22 protein-coding genes are annotated in these 23,721 nt (G+C 71.0%); 21 read left to right on the forward strand and 1 reads right to left on the reverse strand.

Annotation, left to right across the window (positions count from 1 at the left end; all coding sequences use genetic code 11):
- Nucleotides 1-2 precede the first annotated feature (2 nt).
- From QN206_09900 to QN206_09925, 6 genes are all read left to right on the forward strand, one after another.
- Nucleotides 3-644, forward strand: a complete 642-nt coding sequence (locus QN206_09900) for a rhomboid family intramembrane serine protease (GenBank protein MDR7615119.1) — start codon at nucleotides 3-5, stop codon at nucleotides 642-644.
- A 55-nt stretch (nucleotides 645-699) separates the two neighbouring features.
- On the forward strand, nucleotides 700-1,053 hold the full coding sequence (locus QN206_09905) for a DUF6152 family protein (GenBank protein ID MDR7615120.1): 354 nt from the start codon (nucleotides 700-702) through the stop codon (nucleotides 1,051-1,053).
- Nucleotides 1,050-1,541 carry a hypothetical protein gene (locus tag QN206_09910; protein ID MDR7615121.1) on the forward strand — a complete coding sequence of 164 codons (492 nt, stop codon included), beginning with the start codon at nucleotides 1,050-1,052 and terminating at the stop codon, nucleotides 1,539-1,541. The genes QN206_09905 and QN206_09910 overlap by 4 nt, the downstream gene beginning before the upstream one ends.
- A gap of 67 nt (nucleotides 1,542-1,608) precedes the next feature.
- Nucleotides 1,609-2,295: a response regulator transcription factor gene (locus tag QN206_09915; GenBank protein ID MDR7615122.1), complete on the forward strand. Its 687-nt coding sequence runs from the start codon at nucleotides 1,609-1,611 to the stop codon at nucleotides 2,293-2,295.
- Nucleotides 2,285-3,460 carry an ATP-binding protein gene (locus QN206_09920; GenBank protein ID MDR7615123.1) on the forward strand — a complete coding sequence of 392 codons (1,176 nt, stop codon included), beginning with the start codon at nucleotides 2,285-2,287 and terminating at the stop codon, nucleotides 3,458-3,460. Before QN206_09915 ends, QN206_09920 begins: the two co-directional genes overlap by 11 nt.
- A 9-nt stretch (nucleotides 3,461-3,469) precedes the next feature.
- A complete protein-coding gene (locus QN206_09925) occupies nucleotides 3,470-4,453 on the forward strand; it encodes a VWA domain-containing protein (GenBank protein MDR7615124.1) in 984 nt (327 codons plus the stop codon).
- On the opposite strand, the gene QN206_09930 is transcribed toward QN206_09925, so the two are convergent.
- On the reverse strand, nucleotides 4,413-5,378 hold the full coding sequence (locus QN206_09930; GenBank protein ID MDR7615125.1) for an L-threonylcarbamoyladenylate synthase: 966 nt from the start codon (nucleotides 5,376-5,378) through the stop codon (nucleotides 4,413-4,415). The genes QN206_09925 and QN206_09930 overlap by 41 nt on opposite strands.
- Nucleotides 5,379-5,413: 35 nt before the next feature.
- Between QN206_09930 and QN206_09935 the strand changes: the two genes are divergently transcribed.
- The 15 genes from QN206_09935 (at nucleotide 5,414) to QN206_10005 (ending at nucleotide 23,720) form a co-directional block, all read left to right on the forward strand.
- Nucleotides 5,414-5,761: a hypothetical protein gene (locus QN206_09935; protein MDR7615126.1), complete on the forward strand. Its 348-nt coding sequence runs from the start codon at nucleotides 5,414-5,416 to the stop codon at nucleotides 5,759-5,761.
- An 80-nt stretch (nucleotides 5,762-5,841) separates the two neighbouring features.
- Nucleotides 5,842-6,471, forward strand: a complete 630-nt coding sequence (locus QN206_09940; protein MDR7615127.1) for a YceI family protein — start codon at nucleotides 5,842-5,844, stop codon at nucleotides 6,469-6,471.
- A 4-nt stretch (nucleotides 6,472-6,475) separates the two neighbouring features.
- Nucleotides 6,476-7,462, forward strand: coding sequence for a trypsin-like peptidase domain-containing protein (locus QN206_09945; GenBank protein MDR7615128.1), 987 nt, complete (start codon nucleotides 6,476-6,478; stop codon nucleotides 7,460-7,462).
- A 19-nt stretch (nucleotides 7,463-7,481) separates the two neighbouring features.
- Complete coding sequence (locus QN206_09950; protein ID MDR7615129.1) at nucleotides 7,482-8,444, forward strand: VWA domain-containing protein; 963 nt, start codon at nucleotides 7,482-7,484, stop codon at nucleotides 8,442-8,444.
- A gap of 64 nt (nucleotides 8,445-8,508) precedes the next feature.
- Nucleotides 8,509-9,969 (forward strand): efflux RND transporter periplasmic adaptor subunit, encoded by a 1,461-nt coding sequence (locus tag QN206_09955; GenBank protein MDR7615130.1) that lies wholly within the window; start codon nucleotides 8,509-8,511, stop codon nucleotides 9,967-9,969.
- A complete protein-coding gene (locus tag QN206_09960; protein ID MDR7615131.1) occupies nucleotides 9,966-13,097 on the forward strand; it encodes an efflux RND transporter permease subunit in 3,132 nt (1,043 codons plus the stop codon). The genes QN206_09955 and QN206_09960 overlap by 4 nt, the downstream gene beginning before the upstream one ends.
- 27 nt (nucleotides 13,098-13,124) lie before the next feature.
- Nucleotides 13,125-14,369, forward strand: a complete 1,245-nt coding sequence (locus tag QN206_09965) for a TolC family protein (protein MDR7615132.1) — start codon at nucleotides 13,125-13,127, stop codon at nucleotides 14,367-14,369.
- A gap of 9 nt (nucleotides 14,370-14,378) precedes the next feature.
- Entirely contained in the window at nucleotides 14,379-16,037 is a 1,659-nt protein-coding gene (locus QN206_09970) for an efflux RND transporter periplasmic adaptor subunit (GenBank protein ID MDR7615133.1), read from the forward strand.
- On the forward strand, nucleotides 16,034-16,735 hold the full coding sequence (locus QN206_09975) for an ABC transporter ATP-binding protein (GenBank protein MDR7615134.1): 702 nt from the start codon (nucleotides 16,034-16,036) through the stop codon (nucleotides 16,733-16,735). Before QN206_09970 ends, QN206_09975 begins: the two co-directional genes overlap by 4 nt.
- Complete coding sequence (locus tag QN206_09980; GenBank protein MDR7615135.1) at nucleotides 16,732-17,949, forward strand: ABC transporter permease; 1,218 nt, start codon at nucleotides 16,732-16,734, stop codon at nucleotides 17,947-17,949. The genes QN206_09975 and QN206_09980 overlap by 4 nt, the downstream gene beginning before the upstream one ends.
- A gap of 15 nt (nucleotides 17,950-17,964) precedes the next feature.
- Nucleotides 17,965-18,381, forward strand: coding sequence for a hypothetical protein (locus QN206_09985; protein MDR7615136.1), 417 nt, complete (start codon nucleotides 17,965-17,967; stop codon nucleotides 18,379-18,381).
- A gap of 94 nt (nucleotides 18,382-18,475) precedes the next feature.
- Complete coding sequence (locus QN206_09990; GenBank protein MDR7615137.1) at nucleotides 18,476-19,450, forward strand: TAXI family TRAP transporter solute-binding subunit; 975 nt, start codon at nucleotides 18,476-18,478, stop codon at nucleotides 19,448-19,450.
- A gap of 18 nt (nucleotides 19,451-19,468) precedes the next feature.
- Nucleotides 19,469-21,589 carry a TRAP transporter fused permease subunit gene (locus QN206_09995; GenBank protein ID MDR7615138.1) on the forward strand — a complete coding sequence of 707 codons (2,121 nt, stop codon included), beginning with the start codon at nucleotides 19,469-19,471 and terminating at the stop codon, nucleotides 21,587-21,589.
- Nucleotides 21,590-21,618: 29 nt separating this feature from the next.
- A complete protein-coding gene (locus QN206_10000; protein ID MDR7615139.1) occupies nucleotides 21,619-22,572 on the forward strand; it encodes a MoxR family ATPase in 954 nt (317 codons plus the stop codon).
- Complete coding sequence (locus QN206_10005; GenBank protein ID MDR7615140.1) at nucleotides 22,569-23,720, forward strand: VWA domain-containing protein; 1,152 nt, start codon at nucleotides 22,569-22,571, stop codon at nucleotides 23,718-23,720. Before QN206_10000 ends, QN206_10005 begins: the two co-directional genes overlap by 4 nt.
- Nucleotide 23,721: the final 1 nt, after the last annotated feature.

Genomic DNA, 23,721 nt, shown 5'->3' on the forward strand with positions numbered 1-23,721 from the left:
CCGTGTACGGACGTGCGCTCCCCGGGGACTGCCCCGTCACTTGGACGGTCATCCTCTTAAACCTCCTCACCTTCTTCCTCGACTTTCTGGGTCTGGCTGTCCCCTTCGCCCTCGCCTTCGACACCCTCTCCCCCCTAGCCCGTCCGTGGACTCTCCTCACGTATCCCCTGTTCGGCGGGGGGTCCATCGTGGGGGTGCTCCTGAGCGCCTATGTGTTCTGGCTGCTGGGGGGGAGCCTCGAGCGCGCGTGGGGAACCCGGGACTACCTCCTCTTCCTGGGGCTCACCACCCTCGCCACGGCCCTGGGGGTGTGGGTCGGTGCGGTCCTCCTCAGACGGGTGGCGGTGCTCGCGGGCCTGTGGATGCCCGTGGCCGCGACCACGGTGGCGTGGGCGGCCCTGAACCCCTACGAGCGGCTCCTGGTGTACTTCGCCGTTCCGGTGGAGGGGCGGTGGCTGGGCCTTCTGGCGGCGGTCCTGGTCTTCTTCTCCTTCCGGTTCCCCCTGGGGATCTTTGCCCTCGCAGGGTGCGGGGCCGCGTGGTGGTATGCCCGGAGCGGCCGGTATGCCACGAACCCCCTCGCGGCCTACCGCCGGTGGCGCCGCCGGCGGGAGTTCCGGCGACTGTGGGACGAGGACCGATAAAGGGCTTCACCGGATCTTCACAAGCGGGGGGGAGGAAAAATAGGGGGTGTGTCTTATGCGAATCGGAAGGGGACGGTGGGCCCTACTGGCCGTACTGCTCCTGAGTCAGGGGGCGTACGCGCACCACGGGTGGAGCCAGTATGATCCAGAACGGTTCCTGGAGCTCACCGGCACGGTGCGGGAAGCGAGCTTCGAGCATCCGCACGCCGTCGTGCGGCTGGAGATGCGGCAGAAGGTGTGGGCGGTGGTGCTCCCGCCACCCACCCGCGCGGAACGGCTGGGGCTGACCCCGCAGACCCTGCGGCCGGGCACGAGGGTCACGGTGGTCGGCCACCCGCACCGGACCCACCCGGACGAGGTGCGGGCCCTGCGGATCGTCCTGGAGGGGCGGACGATCCCCCTGCGATGACCCATCCCGGTTCCGGATGGGCTGCGGTCCTGGAGCGGAGTGCCCTCGGGACATGGATGCGGCAGGCCCTGTGGGCGTATCCGGCCGCGGAGATCCTCCATCTTGTGGGGATCGCGCTTGTGGTGGGCTCCGTGGCCCTGTTCGATCTGCGGCTTCTGGGCCTCTCCCCACAGATTCCCGTCTCCGCCCTGAGCCGCCACCTCCTCCCCTGGGCGTGGCGGGGATTCGCCCTGGTGGTGGTCAGTGGGCTATTGATGTTCGCGGCGCATGCGTCCGCGTGGTGGGCCAACCCCGTATTCCCGGTGAAGATGGGGCTCCTCGCCGCTGCGGGACTCAACCGCACGGTGTTCCACCGCGGCGTCTACCGGACCGTGAATGCCTGGGACCAGGGGGTGCCCCCTCCCCGGGCCGCGAAGGTGAGCGGAGCGCTCTCCCTCGTGTTGTGGGGTGGGGTACTGGCCTGCGGCCGGCTGCTGGCCTACCTCTGAGGTTGACCCGGTGGACGGATCCGTGGGAGGCTGCTAGGGGACGGTGTCGGCACGGAAAGGTCCGGGGATGTTGAAGATTTTGGTGGTGGAGGACGAGCCGGAGATCGCCCGGCTCCTGCGGTCGTACCTGGAGCGGGAGGGATATACGGTGGTCCTGGCCCGGGATGGGGAGGCGGCCCTGCGGGCCTTCGAGGAAGTGAGCCCGGATCTCGTGGTGCTGGATTTGATGCTTCCACGTCTCGACGGGTGGCAGGTGATGCGGGGCATCCGGGAGGCCTCCCGGGTTCCCGTGATCATGCTCACGGCCCGGGATGGGGTGGAGGACAAGGTGACGGGGCTGGAGCTGGGGGCGGACGACTACGTCACCAAGCCCTTCAGTCCCCGGGAAGTGGTGGCCCGGGTTCGGGCAGTGTTGCGCCGCAACCGGTGGGGCGGGCGGGAGGAGGCCCGCTTCGGCGATCTCCACATCAACTACCTCACCCGGGAGGTCCGCTGGAAGGATCGAACGATTTGCCTCACGCCCACGGAGTGGCGGCTCCTGGAAGTTCTGAGCACGCATCCCGGCCAGGTGTTCACCCGCTTGCAGCTCATCGAGCGGATCTACGGGTATTCGTACGAAGGGCTGGAGCGCACCGTCGACGCCCACATCAAGAACCTGCGGCAGAAGATCGAGCCGGATCCCCGGGAGCCCCGGTACGTGCTCACCGTGTACGGGGTGGGATACAAGTTCGCGAGGCATCCGGATGGCGGATGACGGGCAGATCCGCAGGCGGGGGTGGACACTGCGGGCGCAGCTCAGCCTGGCCTTCGTGCTGGTCGCCGTCGCCTCCGTGGCGCTGGTGGGGCTGTGGGCCCAGTACATCATGGACCGGCAATTCACCCGTTTCCTGGAGCGGGTGCGCCGGGGCGAGGTGACCTGGATCACGGAGCAGCCCCCGCAGGTCCGGGAGCTCTTCTACAGCACCGTGCAGCCCGGCTGGACCCGCAGGCTCTTCTACGCCTCCCGACGGAAGTTCCTGCGGGCCTTCAACGCGTCCCTGTGGCTGGGAGGCGCCACGGCCGCGGCGGTCGCCATCCTGGCAGGCGTGTGGCTCGCGCACCGGATCACGCGGCCACTCATGGAGCTGCGATACGCCGCGGGCCGCATCGCGGCAGGGGACCTGGGGCAGCACGTGCGGCCCGGGCCCGGGGAGATCGGGGACCTCGCCCAGGCCTTCAACGCCATGGCCGCCCGTCTCGCGGCCAACGAGCGACTGCGGCGGGAGTTCCTGGCCGCGGTGGCCCACGAGCTGCGCACCCCCCTCTCCGTTGTCCAGGCGAACCTGGAATCCTTCCTGGACGGCGTGGCAGAGCCGACCCCGGAGCGCATCGCAGCCCTGCACACGCAGTGCGCGCTCCTCAACCGCCTCATCGGCGACCTCCGGGATCTCAGCCTGGCGGAGGCCGGGCAGCTTCCCCTCCACCGGGTCCCGACGGATCTCGGAGCCCTGTGCGCCTCCTGCGTGGAGGGCCTGCAGCCCTGGGCCGAGGAGCGGGGAGTCCGGGTGGAGCTGGAGGCTCCCGCGGGCCTGGTGGCGGAGGTGGATCCCGACCGCATCCGGCAGGTGGTGCAGAACCTCCTGCACAACGCCATCCGGTTTACCCGTGAGGGAGGTACCGTGCGGGTTCGGGTGTCCCGGACGGCCGCGCACCGCGTGCGGATCACGCTCGAGGACGAAGGGCCGGGAATCCCTCCCGATGAGCTTCCCTATATCTTCGAGCCCTTCTACCGGGCAGAGCGGTCCAGGTCCCGGGAGACGGGGGGGAGCGGGTTGGGGCTCGCGGTGGTGCGGAGGCTCGTGGAAGCCCACGGGGGGGAGGTGCGGGCGGAGAACCGGGACCCCGTAGGCGCCCGGTTCGTGGTGGAACTCCCGTCCTGAGGGGGAGGAATGCGGTTTCTGTGGCCTGAGGCCCTGTGGGGCCTGCTCCTCGTGTCTCTGGGAGGTGTGGGATACCTCCGGGCGGTGCGCGCTCGGTCCACCCGCGCCACCGCCCTCTCCTCCTTCCCCTACCTCCGGGCCACTCCAGGGCTCCGCGGGAGCGCCCACCTCCCCGCGGGCCTGTACCTCCTTGCCCTCCTCGTGGTGATCCTGGCCCTTGCCCGACCTCAACTTCCCTGGCCGGTTCCTGCTCGCTGGCCCGTGGTCCTCATCCTGGACGTGAGCCGCAGCATGGAGGAGACGGACATCCGGCCCAGCCGTCTCGAGGCGGCCAAGCGGGCGGCCCAGGATTTCGTTCGGGCCCTGCCCGGAGGCGTGCAGGTGGCCGTGGTCACCTTCGGCAACTACGCCAGCGTGGTGGTCCCCCTCACCCCGGATCGGGGACGCGTCCTGGAGGGGATCGCGGGGATCTCCACGCAGCTGCGGACGCAGCTGGGCAATGGCCTCGTGGAGGGTGTCCGGGCCGTGACTCCGGAGGGCGATCCCCCGCTTCGGCCGGATCCGCCTCGGGCCATCGCCATCCTCCTCTCGGACGGCCGGGCCAGCGACGGGATCCCACCCCTAGAGGCGGCCCGGTTCGCGCGGGAGCGGGGGGTACGGGTGTACACGGTCGGGATCGCCACCCGGGCGGATGCCTCGCAGTTGCGCAGCGGGTACTGGGGGGTGCTGGACGAGGAGACGCTCCGGGCCATTGCCGCACAGACGGGCGGGCGCTACTACCACACCACCTCCGCCCGGGAACTCCGGGCCGCCTACCGAGACCTCGCCCGGACCGTCGGGTGGACCCGCCGGATGGAGGAAGTGACCGGCTTGGGGACCCTGCTCGCCGGCCTCTTCCTCCTCCTCGCGATGCTCCTCCACGTGCGCCGCGCTCCGCTGGAGGGCCTTCCGTTCACCCCTCGGCCGCGGAGGCCCGGCGCAACCGGTCCATGATGGCCCGGCCTAGACCCGTCTCCGGAACGGGCTCCGCGTAGATCCGTTCCAGTCCCAGGCCGTCCAGCTCGTGGAGCAGGTCGAACAGGCGCGCGGCCGCCTCCCGCAGATCCCCCCGAGGGGAGAGCACCCGGACCGCGGCGAAACCGTCCTCCGGGGGCCGTTGGAAGGCGAGGTAGGCGCTCCGGGGGCGGGCGGAAACGGGGACCTCCTCCGCCCGGGCGACAGAGAGGTGCGTGCGCGGGGCGTAATGGGAAGGGAGCTGGCCCGGTGCCTGAGGTCGGCGGGCCGAGGTGGCCACCTCCACGGGTCCCAGCACCGCCTCCAGTTCCTCCACGGGGACCGCGCCCACCCGCAGAACCTGAGGAGTCTCCCCCAGGACGGAGACGATGGTGGACTCAATCCCGTGGGGAGTGGGGCCCGCGTCGAGGATGAGATCCACCTCTTCCCCCAGGTGCCTCGCCACGTGCTCCGCCCGCGTGGGGCTCAGCCGGCCGAAGGGGTTGGCGCTGGGAGCGGCTACGGGGGTTTCGGCGCACCGGATGAGTTCCAGGGCCACGGGATGGGAGGGTTCGCGCACCGCCACGGTGTCGAGGCCCGCCGTCACGATCCCGGGGAGCTTAGGCCGTCGGCGCAGCACGAGGGTGAGGGGGCCGGGCCAGAACCGGCGGATCAGGACCTGGGCGAGGGGCGGGATCTCCAGGACCACCTCCTCCAGCATGGTCCGATCGCACACGTGCACGATCAGGGGATCGAAGGCGGGGCGCCGCTTTACCTCGAAGACGCGGGCCACGGCCACGGGATCCAGGGCGTTGGCCCCGAGCCCGTACACCGTCTCCGTGGGGAACGCCACGAGCCCCCCGCGCCGCAGGATCCGGGCGGCCTCCCCGATGGTTTCCGGGGTTGCGGGAACCACGCGCGCCATCCCGCCTTACTTTACAATGGGGGCGGAGGGACGGGATGGCGCTCGTGTTGAGCTTCCAGTGCGGCCGGTGCGGCCAGGAGTACGCGGTGTACTATCCGAAGGCCGTCGTGTATCCCCTCTACGGCCACGGGACCCGGGAGCAGGGAGCCCGGGAGGACGAGGAGGAGGCCCGCAGCGGAGCCCTGGATGCCCTGCGGAACCGGGCGGAGTCCCAGGGGAAGGTGTGGGTGAACGCGGGGGAGACCCAGCGGATCACGTGTCGCTGCGGCAAGGACCTGAACCTGGACCTCTCCCTCCACCCCCGCATCCCGCAGCGCAAGCCTTCCGGCCCCCGCCAGGTAGGCCTCATTCCCCTCCATCCGAGCCCTCCCAAGAGGGAGTGAGCGGATCCGCCCGAGCTTCATCGCTTCTTCACACCCGCGGGTAGGCTGGGAACCGGAGATCGTTGCCCAGGAGGGTGTGCATGCCGCGCATCTTCGCCTGTTCCCTGCTTCTCGCGACGCTCGCGTTCGCGGCGTGGCCGAGGGTTCTGGCAGCGCCCGCCTCCGGAGTGGAGCGGTACGTGGTGGTCTCCTCGGAGTCGGAGGCCCGCTACCGGGTTGGGGAGACGTTCCTGGGCGATAACCGGTTCAACGAGGCCGTGGGCCGGACCCGGGAGGTCCGGGGGGAGATCTGGGTGAATCGCCAGAACCCCGCGGCAAGCCGCGTGGGCCCCATCGAGGTGGACATCAGCACCCTGCAGTCCGATAGCCCTCGCCGGGACAACGCCATCCGCCAGCGGTGGCTCCAGTCCGCCCGGTATCCCAAGGCGCGGTTCGTCTCCACGGAGATCCGGGACGCTCCGGCCACGTACCGGGAAGGGCAGTGGGTGAGCGTGCGGGTTGTGGGGAACCTCACCGTCCGGGAAGTGACCCGGCCGGTGACGTGGGAGGCCAGGGTGCGCCTGCTCGGGACGGAGCTGCGCGCGGAGGCCACCACCACCATCCGCATGACGGACTTCGGGTTCCAGCCGCCCACCATCCTGGGGTTCGTGCGGGCGGAGAACGAGGCGAAGCTGGAGCTGGACCTGGTGGCGCGGCGGGAGGGCCGGTAGGGCCATGCACCGAATAGGGGCACTCCGGAAGGCGCTCCTCGCCCTCGTCTGCCTCGGGGCCCTCTCCGGGGTCTCGCGCGCCCAGCCCGTTGACCGGTACGCGCTCTTCGAGCGGGTGCGGCCCGCGGTGGCCATCGTGCGGACCTTCTCCGAGGGCCGCCGCTCCACGGGTACGGCGTTCTTCATCCAGCCCCACGTGGCCCTCACCGCTTCCCACGTGGTGCGGGGTCGGGAGCGCATCGTGCTGGAGAGTCGGTCCGCGGGAGAGCGGGAGGCTCACCTCGTGGGCTACGACGCCCGCCGGGACGTGGCGGTCCTGCGGGTGGAGGACGCCTCGCCGCTTCCCTTCCTCGAGCTCGCGGACTCCGCAACCGTACGGCCCGGGGACTTCGTGGCGGTGGTCGGATCTCCCCGGGGCGGCCCCGTGGGGCTGACCGCGGGCCACGTGCTCGCCACGGGCTCCACGCTTCCCGGACTCGTACCGGGCATCCTCATCCGCACCAGCGTTGCCGTGGTCCCGGGCCACTCCGGGAGCCCGATGGTGAACCTGCACGGGCAGGTGGTGGGGCTCGTCATCGCCGTCTCCACCCGTCCCGGGGAGGAGGGAGGACTCGCGGTGGCGAGCGCGGTGATCCGCCAGATCCTCCCGGAGCTCCTGGCCGGGACCCGGCGAGAGCGGGCGTGGATCGGGATCGTGGGGATGACCCTGGATCCGGAACTGGCCCGGCGGAGGGGATTCCCCGTGCGCCGCGGCGTGCTGGTCCTGGACGTGGTCCCCAACAGCCCTGCGGAGGCCGTGGGGCTGCGGGCGGACCGGCCAGAGGGGCCCATGGGGGACGTGATCGTCGCCGCGGACGGCCGCGAGATCACCCAGTGGGAAGACCTGCTCCTGGTCCTGGGAGAGCGCGAGCCGGGACAGAGGCTGCGGCTCGGGGTGGTGCGGGGCGGGGAGCGGGTGGTGGTGGAGATGGTGCTGGCCGCACGCCCCTAGTGGTACCCTGGTACCAACCGTGAGGTTCCTGTGGCCCGCGCTTCTGTGGGGAATGCTCCTGGTTCCGCTGGGAGGCTGGGTGTACCTGCGGGCCAGCCGGAGACGTGCTCCACGGGCTATCGCCCACCCCCTCCTCGAGTTGGCCGCGTCTGCGGAGAGGAGAGGAAAAGCCCGCCATCTCCCCGCGGGCCTGTACCTCGCGGCCCTGGCAGGTTCCCTCCTCGCCCTCGGCCGGCCCGTGGTCCCCCTCCCGGTCCCCGCGGACCGCTCGGCCGTCGTGCTCAGCATGGACGTGAGCGGAAGCATGCGCTCCCAAGACATCCTCCCCTCCCGGCTCGAGGCCGCCAAGGAGGCGGCGAAGTCCTTCGTGCGGAGCCTTCCCCCGCGGATCCCCGTGGGGCTCGTGGCCTTCGGCGGCTACGCCCTGTTGCTCGTCCGACCCACCACGGATCGGGAGGAGCTGGTGGAGAGCATTGACCGGCTCGAGTTCCTGCCCCGTACCGCCATCGGGGAGGGGTTGCTGGAGGCCGTAGCAGCCCTCCCAGGCAGGGGTCGGCCGGATCGGACCGGATCCGTGCCCCGGAGGCCTCCTGGAGGTTGGCCGCCCGGGGTGGTGGTGCTCCTCTCGGACGGCCGCAGCAACACGGGGATCGATCCGTTGGAGGCCGCCCGCCTGGCCCGGGCTCAGGGGGTGACCGTGTACACCGTGGGGGTGGGCCAGCCCTTTACCGGCTCCGACGCCTGGACCATCGGCGGTCCCCTGGACGAGGAGACCTTGAAAGAGATCGCCCGGATCACGGGCGGCACCTACCACCACGCCTCCAGTGCCCGGGCCCTGCGGGAGATCTACCGGAGGCTCGCCCGGGTCGTCGGGTGGGAGCAGCGACCCACGGAGGTCACGGGACTCGTTGCCCTGGTGGGCACGGTCCTGTTGGCGGCCGCCGTGGCCACGTCCGCCCGGGTCTGGCGCCTGGAGCGCTAGGGGCTTCACACGGAGCTCACACGCCCGGAGCAGGATGGCTTCCGGAGGGGGATAGGAGGTTCCGGTGCGCAGGGTGGCTCTGGTTTTGCTGCTCGCGGGCTTGGCGGGCCTCGGGGCATGGCGGGCCCTGGGGGCCTTGCAGCCCCGGCAAGGGGCGCAGGCCCCGGCTCCTCGATTGCCCTCAGCTGGCTCCCGGGTCGTGGTGGTGCGGACGGAGCCCGCCCGCCTCCACCCCGTGGTGGTTCGGGCCACGTACGTGGGGGAAGTCCAGGCCTCCGGGACCGCGGACGTGTACCCCCGAATCTCGGGCGTGATCCAAGAGGTGCGGGTCCGGGAAGGGGACGTGGTGCGGGCCGGCCAGGTCCTGGCGGTGCTGGACCCCCGGGAGCTGCGCTACCAAGTAGAGCAGGCCCGGGCCGCGGTGCGAACCCAGGAGGTGGCGGTTCGGCAGGCGGAGGCCGCGGTCCAGACCCAACGCATGCAGGTGGAGCAGGCCCGCGCGAGCCTCCAGGCCCAGCGGGCCCGGCTCGCGCAGCTGCTGGCGGGGGCTGCACCCGAGCAGATCCGGCAGGCGGAAGAGCAGGTACGGCAGGCCCAGGCCGCGGTGGAGTACAGCCGCGCGCAGCTTCGGCGCGTGGAGGAGCTGTACCAGCAGGGGTTCGTGGCGCAGCAGGCGGTGGACGCGGCCCGCACGGATCTTGCGGTCCAGGAAGCCCGGCTGCGGGCCGCCGAGGAACAGCTGAAGCTGCTGCGGCGCGGGCCTTCCGCGGAGGAGGTGGAGGTGGCCCGCTCCCAGGTGCGGCAGGCGGAGGCGGCGGTGCGCCAGGCGGAGGCCCAGCTGCGGCAAGCCGGGGTGGCGTTGCAGCACGCGCAAAGCACCCTCGTCCAGGTCCGCACGAACCTCCGGCAGGCGGAAAGCCTCCTCGAGGAGCGCCTCATCCGGGCTCCGGTGAGCGGGGTGGCGGCCTCCCTCGCGGTGGACCCCGGGGACAGCATCACCCCCGCCACCCGCCTCGTGCAGCTGCTGCGGGTCTCTCCCGCGGAGATCACCCTCTCCGTCCCGGAGCAGGAGCTCGGGCGGATCCGCCCGGGCATGGAGGCGGCGGTGCGGGTGGACGCCTTTCCCGGGCGCACCTTCTCCGGCCGGGTTTCCCGCACGGGACCGGTGCTGAGTCCGGAGACCCGGACGGCCACGGTCCGGGTGGAATTGCCGAACGCGGACTTCTCCCTGCGGCCCGGAATGACCGCCCGGGTGGAGCTGGTGTTGGCCCGGCGGGAACGGGCGGTCACCGTCCCGGTCCACGCGGTGGTGGAGGAAGGGGGCGCGCGGGTGGTGTTCGTGGTGGAGGGAGGAGTCGCCCGGGCCCGGGCCGTGGCGCTGGGGATCTCGGACGGGGAGCGGGTGGAGGTGGTGCGGGGCGTGCGGGTGGGGGAGGCCGTGGTGGTGGCCGGTCAGGAAGTGCTGCGGGACGGGATGCCCGTGCGGCCCGCGGATCAACCCGTGCGGGAACGGAGGCGGCCATGAGGCTTCCCGCTCTCGCCATCGCACGCCCCGTCGGTACCTGTGTGGTCTTCGGGGCCGTCATCCTGGTGGGACTTGCGTCGCTCGCGGGACTCCCCATCGACCTCCTCCCGGACGTGAGCTTTCCCCGGCTCACCATCGCCGCGGACTACCCGGGGGCCGGTCCCGAGGAGGTGGAAAACCTCGTCACCCGGATTCTGGAGGAGGCCGCGAGCACGGTGCCCAAAGTCCAGGACATCCTCTCCACTTCGGCTCAAGGGACCTCCCGGGTCACCGTGGTCTTCCCCTACGGCACGGACCTGGACGCGGCCGCAAGCGACCTCCGGGCCGCCATCGAGCGGGTGCGACGCCGGCTCCCGGAGGACGCCACCACCCCCGTGGTGTTCAAGTTCGATCCCTCGCAGTTCCCCATCCTGCAGGTCGGGTTGCTGAGCGCCCGCGGGGCCCGGATGGATCCCGTGGAGCTCCGGCGGATGGCGGAGGAGCAGGTGCTGTTTCGCCTGGAGCGGGTCCCCGGGGTGGCGGTGGCCGAGGTGGTGGGCGGGGTCCAGCGGGAGATCCGGGTGGAGCTGGACCGCGGCCGCATGCAGGCCCTGCGGATCTCGGAGCAGGACGTGGCCAACGCCCTCCAGGCCACCAACCTCTCCCAGCCCGTGGGCACGGTGCGGGAAGGGCCCAAGGAGCTGGGGTTGCGGGTCCTGAGCCGGTACACGGATCTCGAGCAGATCCGCAATACCCCGGTAGCGGTACGGGACGGCCGGGTGGTGTACGTGCGGGACGTGGCCCGGGTGGTGCGCATGGCCGGAGACGAGACGGGAAGGGTGCGGATCAACGGCGAACCCGGAGTCCTGCTCGTGGTGCGGCGCCAGCCCGGGGTGAACACCGTGGCGGTCTCCGAAGGGGTGCGGCGGGAGCTGTTGGAGCTCGGGCGGTTGCTGCCCGAGGTGCGGTTCGTGGTGGTGGGCGACAGCGCGGAACTCATCCGCCGGTCCATCCGGTCCGTCCGGGACGCGCTCCTGGTGGGCGCGGCCCTGGCGGTCGGGGTGTTGCTGTTGTTCCTGCGGGATCCCCGCAGCGTGCTCGTCATCGGCACCGCCATCCCCACCTCCCTCGTGGCCACCTTCGCCCTCATGTACCTCTCCGGCTACTCCCTCAACCTCATGACCCTGGGCGCCCTTGCCTTAGGCGTGGGGATGCTGGTGGACAGCTCCATCGTGGTGCTGGAGAACATCTTCCGGCTCCGGGAGCAAGGGGCGAGCGGGACCGAGGCGGCCCGGAGCGGGGCCCAGCAGGTGGCAGGTGCCGTGACCGCCTCCACCCTCACCACCGTGGTGGTGTTCCTGCCCGTGGTGGTGCTGCGCACGGGGGCGGTGACCACCCAGATGTTCGTGCAGTTCAGCTACGTGGTGATCTTCGCCCTCCTGTGCTCCCTCCTGACTTCCCTCGCCCTCACCCCCGTGCTCGGCTCCTGGCTTCCCGCCATGCGATCCTCGGGCGGTGGATGGTTCGGCCCCGTGCGGGAAGGCTACCGTCGCCTGCTCGCGCTCCTGCTGCACCGCCGATGGTTGGTGTGGGCGGGGTGCGCGGCCGCGGCGGCGGTGGGGATCGGGTCGTTCCGGCTCTTGGGGTCGGAGCTGATCCCTCAGGTGGACGAGGGGGAGATCTTCGTCTCCATCCAGTTCCCGCAGGGCACTTCGCTCGAGGCCATGGACCGGCAGCTGCGGGCCCTGGAGCAGACGGTGCGGCGGGTGGCTCCAGAGGTGGAGCTCCTGACCGTCACTTCGGGGACCGCGGCCTTCGGCCCGGGAGGGGCCAGCCGCGGCTCCCTGCGGCTGCGGCTGCGGCCTAGATCCGAGCGGCCGCGCACCACGGAGGAGGTGGCCAGCGCCCTGCGCCGGACCCTCGCGGTTCCGGGCGGCCGGGTCGTGGTGCGCACGAGTGCCGGGGCCTTCAACATCTTTCGGTTCGGGTCCACGGATCCCATCGCGGTGGAGATCCGGGGGTACGACCTGCGGGAGGGGATGCGGCTGGGAGAACAGGTGCGGAGCCTCCTGGAACGGATTCCCGGCATCACGGACGCCACCATCGCCCGGGAGGAGCAGGCTCCGGAGCTCGCCCTCCGGGTGGATCTCGAAAAGGCCGCGTCCCTGGGGCTCTCCGCGGCCCGGATCGCAAGCGCCCTAGAGGCCGCGGTGGGAGGAAAAACCGCCACCCTGTTCCGGGAGGCGGGAAGCGAGATCGGGGTGGTGGTGCGGATGCGGGAGCCGGACCGCCGCCTCGCCCGGGACGTCCTCGCCCTTCCCATCACGACCCCCACCGGCCGGCAGGTGCAGCTGGGGCAGGTGGTCACCTTGATCCGGGACGTGGGCCCCGCGCAGATCACCCGCCGCGGGCGGCAGCGGGTGGTCACGGTGACGGCAGGGCTTGCGGGCCGGGACTTCGGGGGCGCGGCGGAGGAGGTGCGGGCCCACCTGGCCCGGTTGCGGCTCCCGCCTGGGTTCGCGGTGGCCCTCAGCGAGGAGTACGAGGAGCAGCAGCGGGCCTACCGGCAGCTCGCCTGGGGCTTTGCCCTCGCGGTGCTGCTGGTGTACGCGGTGATGGCGGTGCAGTTCGAGCGGTTGCTGGAGCCGCTGCTGATCATGGCCTCCGTGCCCTTCGCGGTGGCGGGCTCCTTCCTCCTCCTCGCCCTCACCGGCACCACCCTCAACATTCAGTCCCTCATCGGCCTCATCGTGCTGGCGGGGGTGGTGGTCAACAACGCCATCGTGCTCATGGACTTCATCCTGCAGCTGCACCGGGACGGAGGGATGCCCCTGTACCGGGCGGTGGTGGAGGCCGCAGGAGCTCGGCTCCGGCCCGTGCTCATGACCACCCTCACCACGGTGCTGGCCCTCATCCCTTCGGCCCTGGGCCTTGGGGAGGGCGCGGAGCTGCAGGCGCCGCTCGCCCGCAGCGTGATCGGGGGGATGGTGCTCTCCACGCTCGTGACCCTGTTCCTCATCCCGAGCCTGTACGTGGCCGTGGAAGAGGCCCGAGTTCGACGCCGGGCCGCCATCCCCGTCCCCCAACCCGCGGCGGTGGCGGGCGGGAGCGACCCTCCGGACGAACCCGGTGTGCCGCCTGCGCCGTAACAGATCTGTCGTGGAGGAAGAGAGAGCATGCGCGCCCGTCTCAGCATCGTCCTCGCGCTCTTGCTGGCCCTCGGTTTCCCCCTGCGTGCCCAGGCCCCCGCTCCGTACACCTTGGACCAGGCCGTGGCGCTGGCCCAGGAGCAGAGCCCGCAGGTGCGGGCCGCGCGGGAGGCCCTACGGGCCGCGGAAGCCCAGCTCGCCGCGGCCCGGGCCGCGCTCCAGCCCTCGGTGGGGGTGGGGATCTCCGGAGGCCTCGGCCCTTCGGGCGGGTCCGCCCAGGTGAACCTGGGGGTGAGCTACCTGCTGTACGACGGAGGGCTGCGCCAGGCCCAGATCCGGCAGCTGGAGGCCCGGGTGCAGAGCGCCCGGGAAAACCTCGCGGCCCTCCAGGCCCAGGTGGCCCTGAGCGCGGTGCAGGCCTACATGAACGCGGTGCTCGCGGATCAGGTGGTGGCCCTCCGGCAACAGGTGGTGGCCCAGGCCCGGACGCAGTTGGAGGGCGCCCAGGCCCGGGTCCGCGCGGGAACCGCGCCTCAGGCGGACGTGGTGAGCGCCCAGGCGCAGCTGGCAAGCGCGGAGGTGAGCTTGCTGGAAGCCCAGGCAAACGCGCAAGTCAGCCGCGCGCAGCTGGCTTCCCTGCTGGGGCTCGATCCCGGCGCGCCCATCGCGGTGGTCGCACCCGGTGTCCCCCCTCCGTTCGAGCTCTCCGAGGAGGAGGTGCGCTCCCGGGCCTTGCAGCGACCGGAGGTGCGCAAGGCCCAGGCGGAGGTGGCGGCCGCGGAGGCGGCCCTGGTGGTGGCACAGCTGCAGGGCGGGACGACCGTGAGCCTGGACGGCCGGTATGGGCTCCTGACTGTGGGAACTCCCGGGGGTGCGGGCACGTGGTCTATTGGGGCCTCCGTGTCCGTGCCCCTCTACGACGGGGGCCAGCGCTCGGCCGCCGTCGAGGCGGCCCGGGCCAACCTCGAGGCCGCCCGGGCCACGCTGGAGCAGGCCCGGCTGGAGGCGCAGCGGGAGGCGGTGCAGGCCTGGCTCGCATGGCAGTCGGCCCTCGCGCGGGAGGAGGCGGCCCGTCGGGCTCAGGAGGCGGCCCAGGAGGCGTTGCGGGTGGCGGAAGGACGGTACGCGGCGGGGGTGGGGAGCCTCCTGGAGGTGGCCCAGGCGCGGGCGCAGCTCGCTTCGGTGCAGGAGTCCCTGGCCCAGGCCACCGCCACCCGGTGGACCGCCCTCGCCTCCCTCCGGCGGGCGGTGGGGATGCGCGTGCTGCCTTAGAGGTGCGGGATGAGGCGTTGGTGGTGGATCCCGGTTTTGGTCCTGGCGGTGGGAGGCGGAGTCTACGCAGCGATGTGGTCCCGGAACAACACCGCTCAGACACCCCGGTGGCGCACGGCCCCGGTGGTCCGGGGAGAGCTCCTGGTCACCGTGAGTGCCTCTGGTTCCGTCCGGCCCTACTCCGAGGTAGAGGTGAAGTCCAGGGCCACGGGGATCGTACGCCGGGTGCTCGTGCGGGAAGGGGATCGGGTCCAGGCAGGGCAGGTTCTGGTTGAGATCGACGATCCGGATGCCCTGAGCGCTTTGCGCTCCGCGCAGGCCGGCTACGATGCCGCGGTGGCACGCCTCCAGCAGCTGCAGGCCCAGCACCGGGCCCAGCGGGCCCAGGAGCGGGAGCTCGTGGCAGGGGCGGAGGCGGCCTGGAGAGCCGCCCGGGCCCGATTGCAGCAGTTGCTCGCGGAGCACGCCCAGCGGGAGGCCCAGCAGCAGGCCCAGATCGCCCAGGCCCGGGCATCGGTGGAAGCCGCCCGGGCCCGGCTCCAGCAGCTCCTCGGCGGTACCCGGCCCGAGGAGGTCACCCAGGCGGAGCAGGCCCTGGCCGCCGCCCAGGCAGATCTCCGGCTTGCCGAACAGAACTACACGCGGGTCGAGCAACTCGTGCGACAGGGGTTCGTGGCGCGTCAGGAGCTGGACACCGCGGCCGCGCGGCTGGCGAGCGCCCGGGCCCAGGTCGAGTCCGCCTCCTCCCGCCTCCAGGAGCTCCGCTCTGGCCCCACCCGGGAGCAGATCGAGGAGGCCCGGGCCGCGGTGCGGCAGGCGGAAGCCCAGTTGCAGCAGGTCCTCGCGGCTTCCCAGGACGAGGCGGTGCGCCGGCAGGAGCTCCTGGCGGCCCAGGCCGCGGTGCGCCAGGCCGAGGCGCAGCTGCGGCAGGCCCGGCAGAGTGCCCTCCAGGAGCCCGCCCGGGCCGCGGAGCTCCTGGCGGCCCAGGCCGCGGTGCGCCAGGCCGAGGCGCAGCTGCGGAACGCCCAGGATCGCGTCCGCGAGACCCTCATCCGGGCGCCCGTGGGCGGGTTCATCTCCGCCCTCTCCGTGCAGGTGGGGCAGTCCGTGATCGGCAGCACTCAGGGTGGGACCCCGGTGATGCGGATCGCGGTGGTGGAGCCCGTGCTGGCGAAGGTTCTGGTGGACGAGGTGGACATCCCGAGGATCCAGCCGGGGATGCGGGCCACGGTCCGGGCAGATGCCCTCCCGGACCAGACCTTCCCCGCCACGGTGCTCTCCGTCTCCCCCAACGCCCAGATCAACAACAACGTGGTGCAGTACGAGGTCACCCTCCAAGTGACGGATCCCGGACACCGGCTGCGACTCGGCATGACCGTGCAGGCGGAGTTCACCCTCCTCCACCGGTCCGGGGTCCTCCTTATCCCCCGGGAGGCGGTTCGCGGGCAGGGAGTGCTGGTGGTGGTCAACGGGGAACTGCATCCCCGCCGCGTGGAACTGGGGCAGACGGACGGCCGGATGGTGGAGGTGCGAAGCGGCCTACGGGAAGGGGAGACGGTGTTCCTGGGGGTGGAGCGGGGCCCGGAGGTCCAGGCGCCCCGGAACCCGTTCCTGCCCCAGTTCCCACGCCGTTCCCCCACCCCTCCAGGCCTGCGGAGGGTCCCATGAGGCTCCTCGAGCTCGAGGAGGTGAGCAAGGTTTACCGGATGGACGGGGTGGAGGTGTGGGCCCTACGGGGCGTTAGCCTGGAGATCGATGCCGGAGAGTTCGTGGCCATCATGGGACCTTCGGGTTCCGGGAAGTCCACGTGCATGAACATCCTGGGCCTGCTGGACCGGCCCACCTCGGGCGTGTACCGGTTCGAGGGCCGGGACGTATCGGGCCTGGGGGAGGTGGAGCGGGCCCGGTTGCGTAACCGGCGCATCGGGTTCGTGTTCCAGGCCTACAACCTCCTCCCGCGCACCACGGCCCTGGAGAACGTGGAACTCCCCCTGATCTACGCGGGGATCCGGGATCGGGCCCGGGCCCGGGAGGCCCTGCGGTGGGTGGGTCTGGAGCACCGCGCCCATCACCTCCCCACGCAGCTCTCGGGCGGGGAGCAGCAGCGGGTGGCCATCGCCCGGGCCCTGGTGATGGAACCCGCCCTGGTGCTGGCGGACGAACCCACGGGCAACCTCGACACCCAGACAAGCTTGGAGATCATGGGGATCTTGCAGCGGCTGAACGAGCGGGGGGTCACCGTGGTGATGGTGACCCACGAGCCGGACATCGCGGCCTTCGCCCGCCGCATCGTGCAGTTTCGGGACGGCCGCATCGTGCAGGACCGTCCCAACCGACCCCGCCGGGTCTTGGAGGTGCAGACGTGACCCTGCTCGCGAGCCTCCGCATCGCGCTCCGGGCCTTGGCCGCGAACCCTCTCCGCTCGCTCCTGACCACCCTGGGCGTGATCATCGGGGTGGGGGCCGTGGTGACCACGGTGGGGATCGGGTCCGGGGCCCGCCGCAGCGTGGAGGAGCAGCTCACGGCGCTGGGCACCAACCTCCTCACCGTGCTCCCGGGCCGGGCCGCGGGTCCCGGTGGGATCGGATTCGGGCTCGGTACGGTGCAGACCCTCACATGGGACGACGCGGAGGCCATTCAGTCCTCCCTCCCGGACGTGGAGGCGGTGGCCGCGGAATTCAGCCGGCCGGCCCAGGTGGTGGCAGGTCCCTACAACGACACCACGAACATCAGCGGGGTCACGCCCTCCTTCCCGGAGGTGCGCAACTGGCACCCCGTGGAGGGGACCTTCTTCGGGGAGATGGAGATGCGGACCCGGGCCCGGGTGGCGGTGATCGGGCAGACGGTGCGGGAAACCCTCTTCCCGGACCGGGATCCCCTGGGACAGCCCATCCGCATCAACCGGGTCCTCTTCACCGTGATCGGGGTGATGGAGCGCAAGGGCTCCACGGGGTTCGGAGACCGGGACGACGTGGTGTTCGTGCCCCTCTCCACGGCCCAGAAGCGCCTGTTCGGGGTGGACCACGTGCGGGCCGTGTACGTGAAGGTGCGGGACGCCTCGCGCATGGACGCGGTAGCCGCCCAGGTGGAGTCGTTGATCCGGACCCGCCACCGGATCCGGGAGGACCAGGAGTCCGATTTCGTGGTGCGCAACCAGGCAGAGGTGGTGCAGGCCTTCACCGGCGTCACCCAGACCATCACCCTCCTGTTGGGAGCCATCGCCGCGGTGTCGCTCGTGGTGGGCGGGATCGGGATCATGAACATCATGCTGGTCTCCGTCACCGAGCGCACCCGGGAGATCGGGATCCGCAAGGCCGTGGGAGCCACCCCGCGGGACATCCTCCTGCAGTTCCTGGTGGAATCCGTGCTGCTGAGCGTGGGCGGGGGACTCCTCGGGATCGGCGTGGCCCTGCTGGCGACCCGGGCGATCTCGGGATTCGCGGGCTGGATGACCGTGGTGACCCCGCAGGCGGTGGTGCTGGCCTTCGGGTTCGCGGTGGCCGTGGGGCTGTTCTTCGGCCTGTATCCCGCGTACCGGGCGGCCCGTCTGGATCCCATCGCGGCCCTGCGGTACGAGTAGGCGAGGAGGGAGCGGATGCGGAATCTCACTGCCATCGCGCTTGCGGCCGTGCTTTTGGGGGGATGCGCCCAGGGCCGGGCGGCGCCCCGCGGGGACCCCGCCTTCCGCGTAGCGGCCGCGGTGCTGGCCCTGGAGCGGAGCGGAAGGGGCCTCACCCCGCAGCAGGCAAAAGAGGTGCTCCCCCTGCTGGACGTCCTGCGGAACCTGCGACCCGAGGAACAGGACGTGGCCCAAAGGCTCCTGGCCCGGTTCGATGCCCTCCTCACCCCCACGCAGAAGGAGGCCCTGCGGACCGCGCGCGAGCGCCTGCAGGAACGGATTCGTTCCGCCCCCCGACCCGGCCCTGTGGATCCGGAGCGGGCCGCGGAGTTCCGGAGGCGGCTCGTGGGGCAGGCCATGCAGCTGTTGGAGCGGCGGGCCCGGGGCCGTTGAGCCGGCCCGCCGCTCCTGAGTGGAGGAGGACCTCCCCCGGAGACAGAACAAAAATATACGCGCCAAGGGATTCTGACCGAGGGGGGAGATCGGGATGAAGCGGCGGGCGATCTGGATCCTCCTCATGGGGGTGCTCTTCGCCTTCCCGCTGTACGGGCAGCCGAGGGCGAACTGGCCCCGGAGCATCACCATCGGGAGCGCCTCCATCGGTGGGGTGTACTACGTGGTGGCCGGGGGCTATGCCAAGGTGATCCAGGAGAAGATGGGGATCCCGGCCAGCAACCGGGTGACGGGAGGTCCCGTTCAGAACATCCAGCTGGTGCACGCCAGGCAGATCGAGCTCGGCCTCACCACCATGGGACCCGCCCACGAGGCTCTACGGGGCATCGGGTGGGCCCAGGGCACCCGGTATGACACCATCCGGTTCACCTGGCCCATGTACACCTCCTTCGCCCACTGGATCACCCGGGCGGATAGCCCCATCCGGTCCATCACGGATCTCAACGGGAAGGTGGTGGATCTGGGTCCGAGAGGCGGGTCGGCGGAGTTCGTAGGGCACAAGGTCTTCTCCCTCTTCGGCATCCGCCCGGCTCGCATCGTGAACCTGTCCTTTGCGGAGGGTGCGAACGCCTTGCGGGACGGACTCGTGGACGCCAACTTCGGGGTAATCGGGGTTCCGGTCCCTGCCTGGCTGGAGCTGTCCATCACGCGGCCCGTGCGGTTCTTCGGGTTCACGCCGGACCAGATCCAACGGCTCACCGCCGCGTACCCGTACCTGGCGTCCGCAGCCATCCGCGCCAATGTGTACCGGGGACAGGACTACGTGATCCGCACGGTCCAGATGTGGAACGCGGCCTTCGTGCACCGGGACATGCCGGAGGACTTCGTGTACGAGCTCACCAAGACCATCTTCGATAACCAGGAGCTGCTGGAGCAGGTGCATCCCACTGCCGCGGAGACCCGGCCTGTGAACATCTACTACATCGCGGGCCCGCTCCATCCTGGCGCCCTCCGGTACTACCGGGAGCGGGGCGTGCGGCTGCGGACCGAGCACCAGCCTCCGCGCTAGCCCGTTGGGAAGGCTGGCGTGAAGCAGGCAACGGAGGACGAACAGGAACCCCGGGGGGAGATCCCCTCCCTCGTGACGGAGGTCGGTCCCGCGGAAGAGCTACGGGGCCGGGAATTGCGGGGCGGGTGGTGGGTCCTCGCGCGTCTCGTCGGGGTGGCCATGGCCACCTACCACATCGTGGTGCTGGGCTTCTACTCCACCGATCCCCAGAAGATGTACGCCCTCCACCTGATGTTCGCCTCGCTCCTGGTGTTCCTGCTCCTGCCCGCCCGCCGGAACGGTTCCCCTGTCCCCACCCTCTGGGATCTCCTGCTGTGTCTTGCGAGCGTGGCGGTGGTCGTCTACCAGCTCCTGACCTTCTCCGCGCTCACCGCGCGGGCGGGGGTGATGCCCACCCCTACGGACGTGGCCGTGGGGGTGTTGCTCCTGGCCGTGGTGATCGAGATGAGCCGCCGAACCTCCGGGTGGGCGGTGCCGGCGCTGGGACTGGCGTTCGTGGTCTATGCCTTCGTGGGGCCGTACCTGCCGGGGCTCTTCCGACACGGTGGTTTCCCCGTGGCCACGGTCGTCTCCTTCCTGTTCAGCGACAATGGGATCTACAGCGCCCCCATCGCGGCTTCAGCCCGCTACGTGTACCTGTTCATCCTGTTCGGTGCGGTGCTGGAGGCCTCTGGCATCGGGAAGTTTATCGTGGAGATGGGCCTGAGCCTCGCGGGCCACCGCCGGGGCGGTCCCGCCAAGGTCTCGATCTTTACGAGCGCCCTTTTCGGCACCGCCTCCGGGTCCTCCGCAGCCAACGTGATGGTGGACGGGGTGATCAACGTGCCTCTCATGAAGGCCACGGGCTTCCGGCCCAGCGTGGCGGGCGCCGTCGAGGCCATGAACTCCACGGGCGGGCAACTCATGCCGCCTGTGATGGGGGCTGCCGCTTTCCTGATGGCGGACATCCTGGGGGTTCCGTACTCCCACATCGCCCTAAGCGCCCTCATCCCCGCTCTTCTCTACTACGTGGCCGCGTACTGGATCATCGACCTCTACGCGGCCAAAAACCGGCTGCACGGCCTTCCCAGGACGCAGCTCCCACCCCTCGGCGCGGTCCTGCGCCGCCGCGGCTACCTTCTCGGTCCGCTCGTCTTGATCCTTCTACTCATCATGGGCTTCGACTACTCCCCCTTTCGGGCGGCCCTGTGGGGGCTGGCGGCCGCGGTGGTGGCCTCCTGGATGAGCCGAGAGGAGCGGGTAGCCCATCCATGGATCCTGCTGGGCGTTGTGGCATACCTCCTCGCTCGCCGTCTGGACTTGCCGGTGCTCTGGAGCCTCGGAGTGGGGTGCGGGGTGGTGGCGGGCGTGTACGCGGCGCGACCCGAGAGCCGGGAGGGCATCCGCCGGATGCTGGATGCCCTGTACGATGGCTCGTGGCGGTCCGTGGAGATCGCGGCCACCACCGCGGCCGCGGGGATGGTGGTGGGGATCCTCTCCCTCACAGGGCTCGGCGGAAAGCTCTCCCTGGCCCTTCTCGCCCTCGCGGGCGGCAACCTGATCTCCATGCTGGTCGTGGCCATGGTGGTGGCCCTGATCCTGGGGATGGGGCTTCCCACCACCGCCGCCTACGCCATCATGGCCAGCACCCTGGCTCCGGCCCTGGTGCAGGCGGGAGTCCCGCCCATCGCGGCTCACCTCTTCCTGTTCTACTTCGCGTGTCTTTCGGCCCTCACCCCGCCCGTGGCCCTGGCGAGCTATGCGGCCGCAAGCCTCGCGCGGGCACCCCTGTGGGAGACCGGTTGGCAGTCCGTGTGGTTCGCCCTAGCCGGCTTCCTCGTGCCGTACATGTTCGTGTTCGGCCCTCCCCTCCTCATGCAGGGCCCCTGGTACGAGGTGGCGTGGGCCTTCGCTTCGGGAAGCGTGGGGACCCTGTGTCTGGCGGGAGCGGTGGTGGGATACCTCCGCCGGCCGGCCACCTGGCTGGAGCGGGGGATGCTGCTGGTGGCAGCGCTGTCGCTGATCAAGCCGGGCCTTGCCACCGACCTGCTGGGGTTCGGGCTCCTGGGCGCCGTCCTCCTCCTCCAACGGCTACGACCTGTCCTCGCGCTCCTCGGCCCTCCTGAGGGAGGACGCCGCGGTCTGGGGCGTTTACAATAGGGGTGTGAGACCATCAGGAGGCGTGTGTCGTGTCACGGCCGACCCTGGGCAACATCGAGCAGATTCTCCAGGCATTGGAGCAGGAGGGGTACATTGCGGACCGGGAGATCGCCACCGCCATCTACCTCTCCATCGAGCTCCACAAGCCCCTCCTGGTGGAGGGCGCGGCCGGGGTCGGGAAGACGGAGATCGCGAAGGTCATGAGCCAGGCCCTGGGGACCGATCTCATCCGGCTGCAGTGCTATGAGGGACTGGACGTGAGCACCGCCCTCTACGAGTGGAACTACCCCAAGCAGATGCTGCGCATCCGCCTGGAGGAAGGGACCGATCGGACCGTGGAGGAGAAGGAGCAGACCATCTTCTCCGAGGCTTTCCTGCTGCGCCGACCTCTCCTCCAGGCCATCACCCACCACCGGGCGCCGGTGCTCCTGGTGGACGAGATCGACCGGGCGGATGTGGAGTTCGAAAGTTTCCTGCTGGAGGTCCTGAGCGACTGGCAGGTGACCATCCCGGAGATCGGGACCATTCGGGCCCGGCACATCCCATATGTGGTGCTCACCAGCAACCGCACCCGGGAGCTGAGCGACGCCCTCCGACGGCGGTGCCTGTACCTCTGGATCGACTATCCCAGCTTCGAGAAAGAGCTGCGCATCGTGCTCCGCAAGGTGCCCGGGATCTCGCAGCAGCTGGCGGAGCAGATCGCGGCCTTCATGCACCTGGTGCGGCGGCTGGACCTCCAGAAGGTTCCGGGGGTGGCGGAGACCCTGGACTGGAGCCTGGCCCTTTTGCGCCTGCACCGGGACCATTTGGATCGGACGAGCGTGGAGGAGACCATCGGGTGCCTATTTAAGCACCATGAGGACCAGCGGCTGGTGCGGGGGCCCTGGCTGGACGCGGCGCTCGCGGCCATCCACGAGGCCCAGCGGGACGGGGAAGGGCTCGCCCGGGCCCTGAACCGGATCGAGCGGACGTTGAAGGCGTGAGAAGACCGGACCTGGGAGATCTCACCGCCCACGTGGTGGCCTTCGGCCGAGCCCTTCGGGAGCACGGGGTCCTGTGCGGTCCCGGGGAGATCGCGGATGCCCTCCGGGCCCTGGAGCGGGTGGACGTCCTGGACCCGGAGCAGTTCCGGCTGGCCCTGCGGACCACCCTGGTCCACGGCCACCACGACCTGCGGGTCTTCGACGCCCTCTTCCCCCTCTACTGGTCCCCCTTCCCGCCCGTGTCCTCCTCCCAGGAGGACGGGGAGGACGGGCCAGCGCAGGAGGCCGCTTCGGAGAAGGGGCAGCTCTCCATGGAACGGTGGGCGGATGCCGAGGAGACGGAGGGGGAGCAGGAGGTCCCGGGCTACAGCGCCCTGGAGGTCCTGGCCCGGAAGGACTTCTCCACCTTCACCGATCGGGAGCTCGAGGAGATCGGGAAGCTGGTGGTGGCCATCGCCCGCCGCATCGCCACCCGGATGAGCCGCCGGATGCAGCGGGCGCGGCACAGTCATCGGCTCGACCTGCGGCGGACCATGCGGCTCCACCTCCGGTGGGGCGGGGATCTGCCGGAGCTGGCGTTTAAGCGGCGGCGGGTCCGGAAGACCCGCCTGGTGCTCCTGTGCGACGTCTCCGGCTCCATGGACATCTACAGCCGGTTTCTGATCCAGTTCGTGTATGCGCTCCAGGAGGCCGTGGGCAACGTGGAGAGCTTCGTGTTCAGCACCTCCCTCACCCGGGTCACCCCCGCCCTCCGATCCCGGACCCTTCGGGAGGCGCTGGACCGGCTGAGCCGCACGGTTCCCAACTGGTCCGGGGGCACCCGGATCGGGGCGAGCCTCATGCAGTTCCTGGAGGGGTGGCGACACCTGCTGGATCCCCGCACCGTGGTGGTGATCCTCAGCGACGGCTGGGACACCGGGGACGTAGAGATCCTGCACCGGGCCATGCGGGAGATCCGGGCCCGGTCGGGCCGGGTGATCTGGCTGAACCCCCTCCTCGGCAGCCCCGGCTACCAGCCCCTCACCCGGGGCATGCAGACGGCCCTGCCTTTTGTGGACGTGTTCGCCGCCGCCCACAACCTCGAGAGCCTTCGCGAACTGGAACGCACACTGGCGGCGCGGGTGCGCCGCACCGGAAGGAGGGAGTAGC

The organism is Armatimonadota bacterium (assembly GCA_031460175.1).
Classification (GTDB): Bacteria; Sysuimicrobiota; Sysuimicrobiia; order Sysuimicrobiales; family Sysuimicrobiaceae; genus Sysuimicrobium; species Sysuimicrobium tengchongense.

Coding starts and splice junctions, on each gene's coding strand:
- QN206_09990 (MDR7615137.1), top strand. CDS start 18,476: ATGAAGCGGCGGGCGATCTGGATCCTCCTCATGGGGGTGCTCTTCGCC.
- QN206_09945 (MDR7615128.1), top strand. CDS start 6,476: ATGCACCGAATAGGGGCACTCCGGAAGGCGCTCCTCGCCCTCGTCTGC.
- QN206_09975 (MDR7615134.1), top strand. CDS start 16,034: ATGAGGCTCCTCGAGCTCGAGGAGGTGAGCAAGGTTTACCGGATGGAC.
- QN206_09940 (MDR7615127.1), top strand. CDS start 5,842: ATGCCGCGCATCTTCGCCTGTTCCCTGCTTCTCGCGACGCTCGCGTTC.
- QN206_09930 (MDR7615125.1), bottom strand. CDS start 5,378: ATGGCGCGCGTGGTTCCCGCAACCCCGGAAACCATCGGGGAGGCCGCC.
- QN206_09920 (MDR7615123.1), top strand. CDS start 2,285: ATGGCGGATGACGGGCAGATCCGCAGGCGGGGGTGGACACTGCGGGCG.
- QN206_09985 (MDR7615136.1), top strand. CDS start 17,965: ATGCGGAATCTCACTGCCATCGCGCTTGCGGCCGTGCTTTTGGGGGGA.
- QN206_09905 (MDR7615120.1), top strand. CDS start 700: ATGCGAATCGGAAGGGGACGGTGGGCCCTACTGGCCGTACTGCTCCTG.
- QN206_09915 (MDR7615122.1), top strand. CDS start 1,609: ATGTTGAAGATTTTGGTGGTGGAGGACGAGCCGGAGATCGCCCGGCTC.
- QN206_09965 (MDR7615132.1), top strand. CDS start 13,125: ATGCGCGCCCGTCTCAGCATCGTCCTCGCGCTCTTGCTGGCCCTCGGT.
- QN206_09925 (MDR7615124.1), top strand. CDS start 3,470: ATGCGGTTTCTGTGGCCTGAGGCCCTGTGGGGCCTGCTCCTCGTGTCT.
- QN206_09960 (MDR7615131.1), top strand. CDS start 9,966: ATGAGGCTTCCCGCTCTCGCCATCGCACGCCCCGTCGGTACCTGTGTG.
- QN206_09910 (MDR7615121.1), top strand. CDS start 1,050: ATGACCCATCCCGGTTCCGGATGGGCTGCGGTCCTGGAGCGGAGTGCC.
- QN206_09970 (MDR7615133.1), top strand. CDS start 14,379: ATGAGGCGTTGGTGGTGGATCCCGGTTTTGGTCCTGGCGGTGGGAGGC.
- QN206_09935 (MDR7615126.1), top strand. CDS start 5,414: ATGGCGCTCGTGTTGAGCTTCCAGTGCGGCCGGTGCGGCCAGGAGTAC.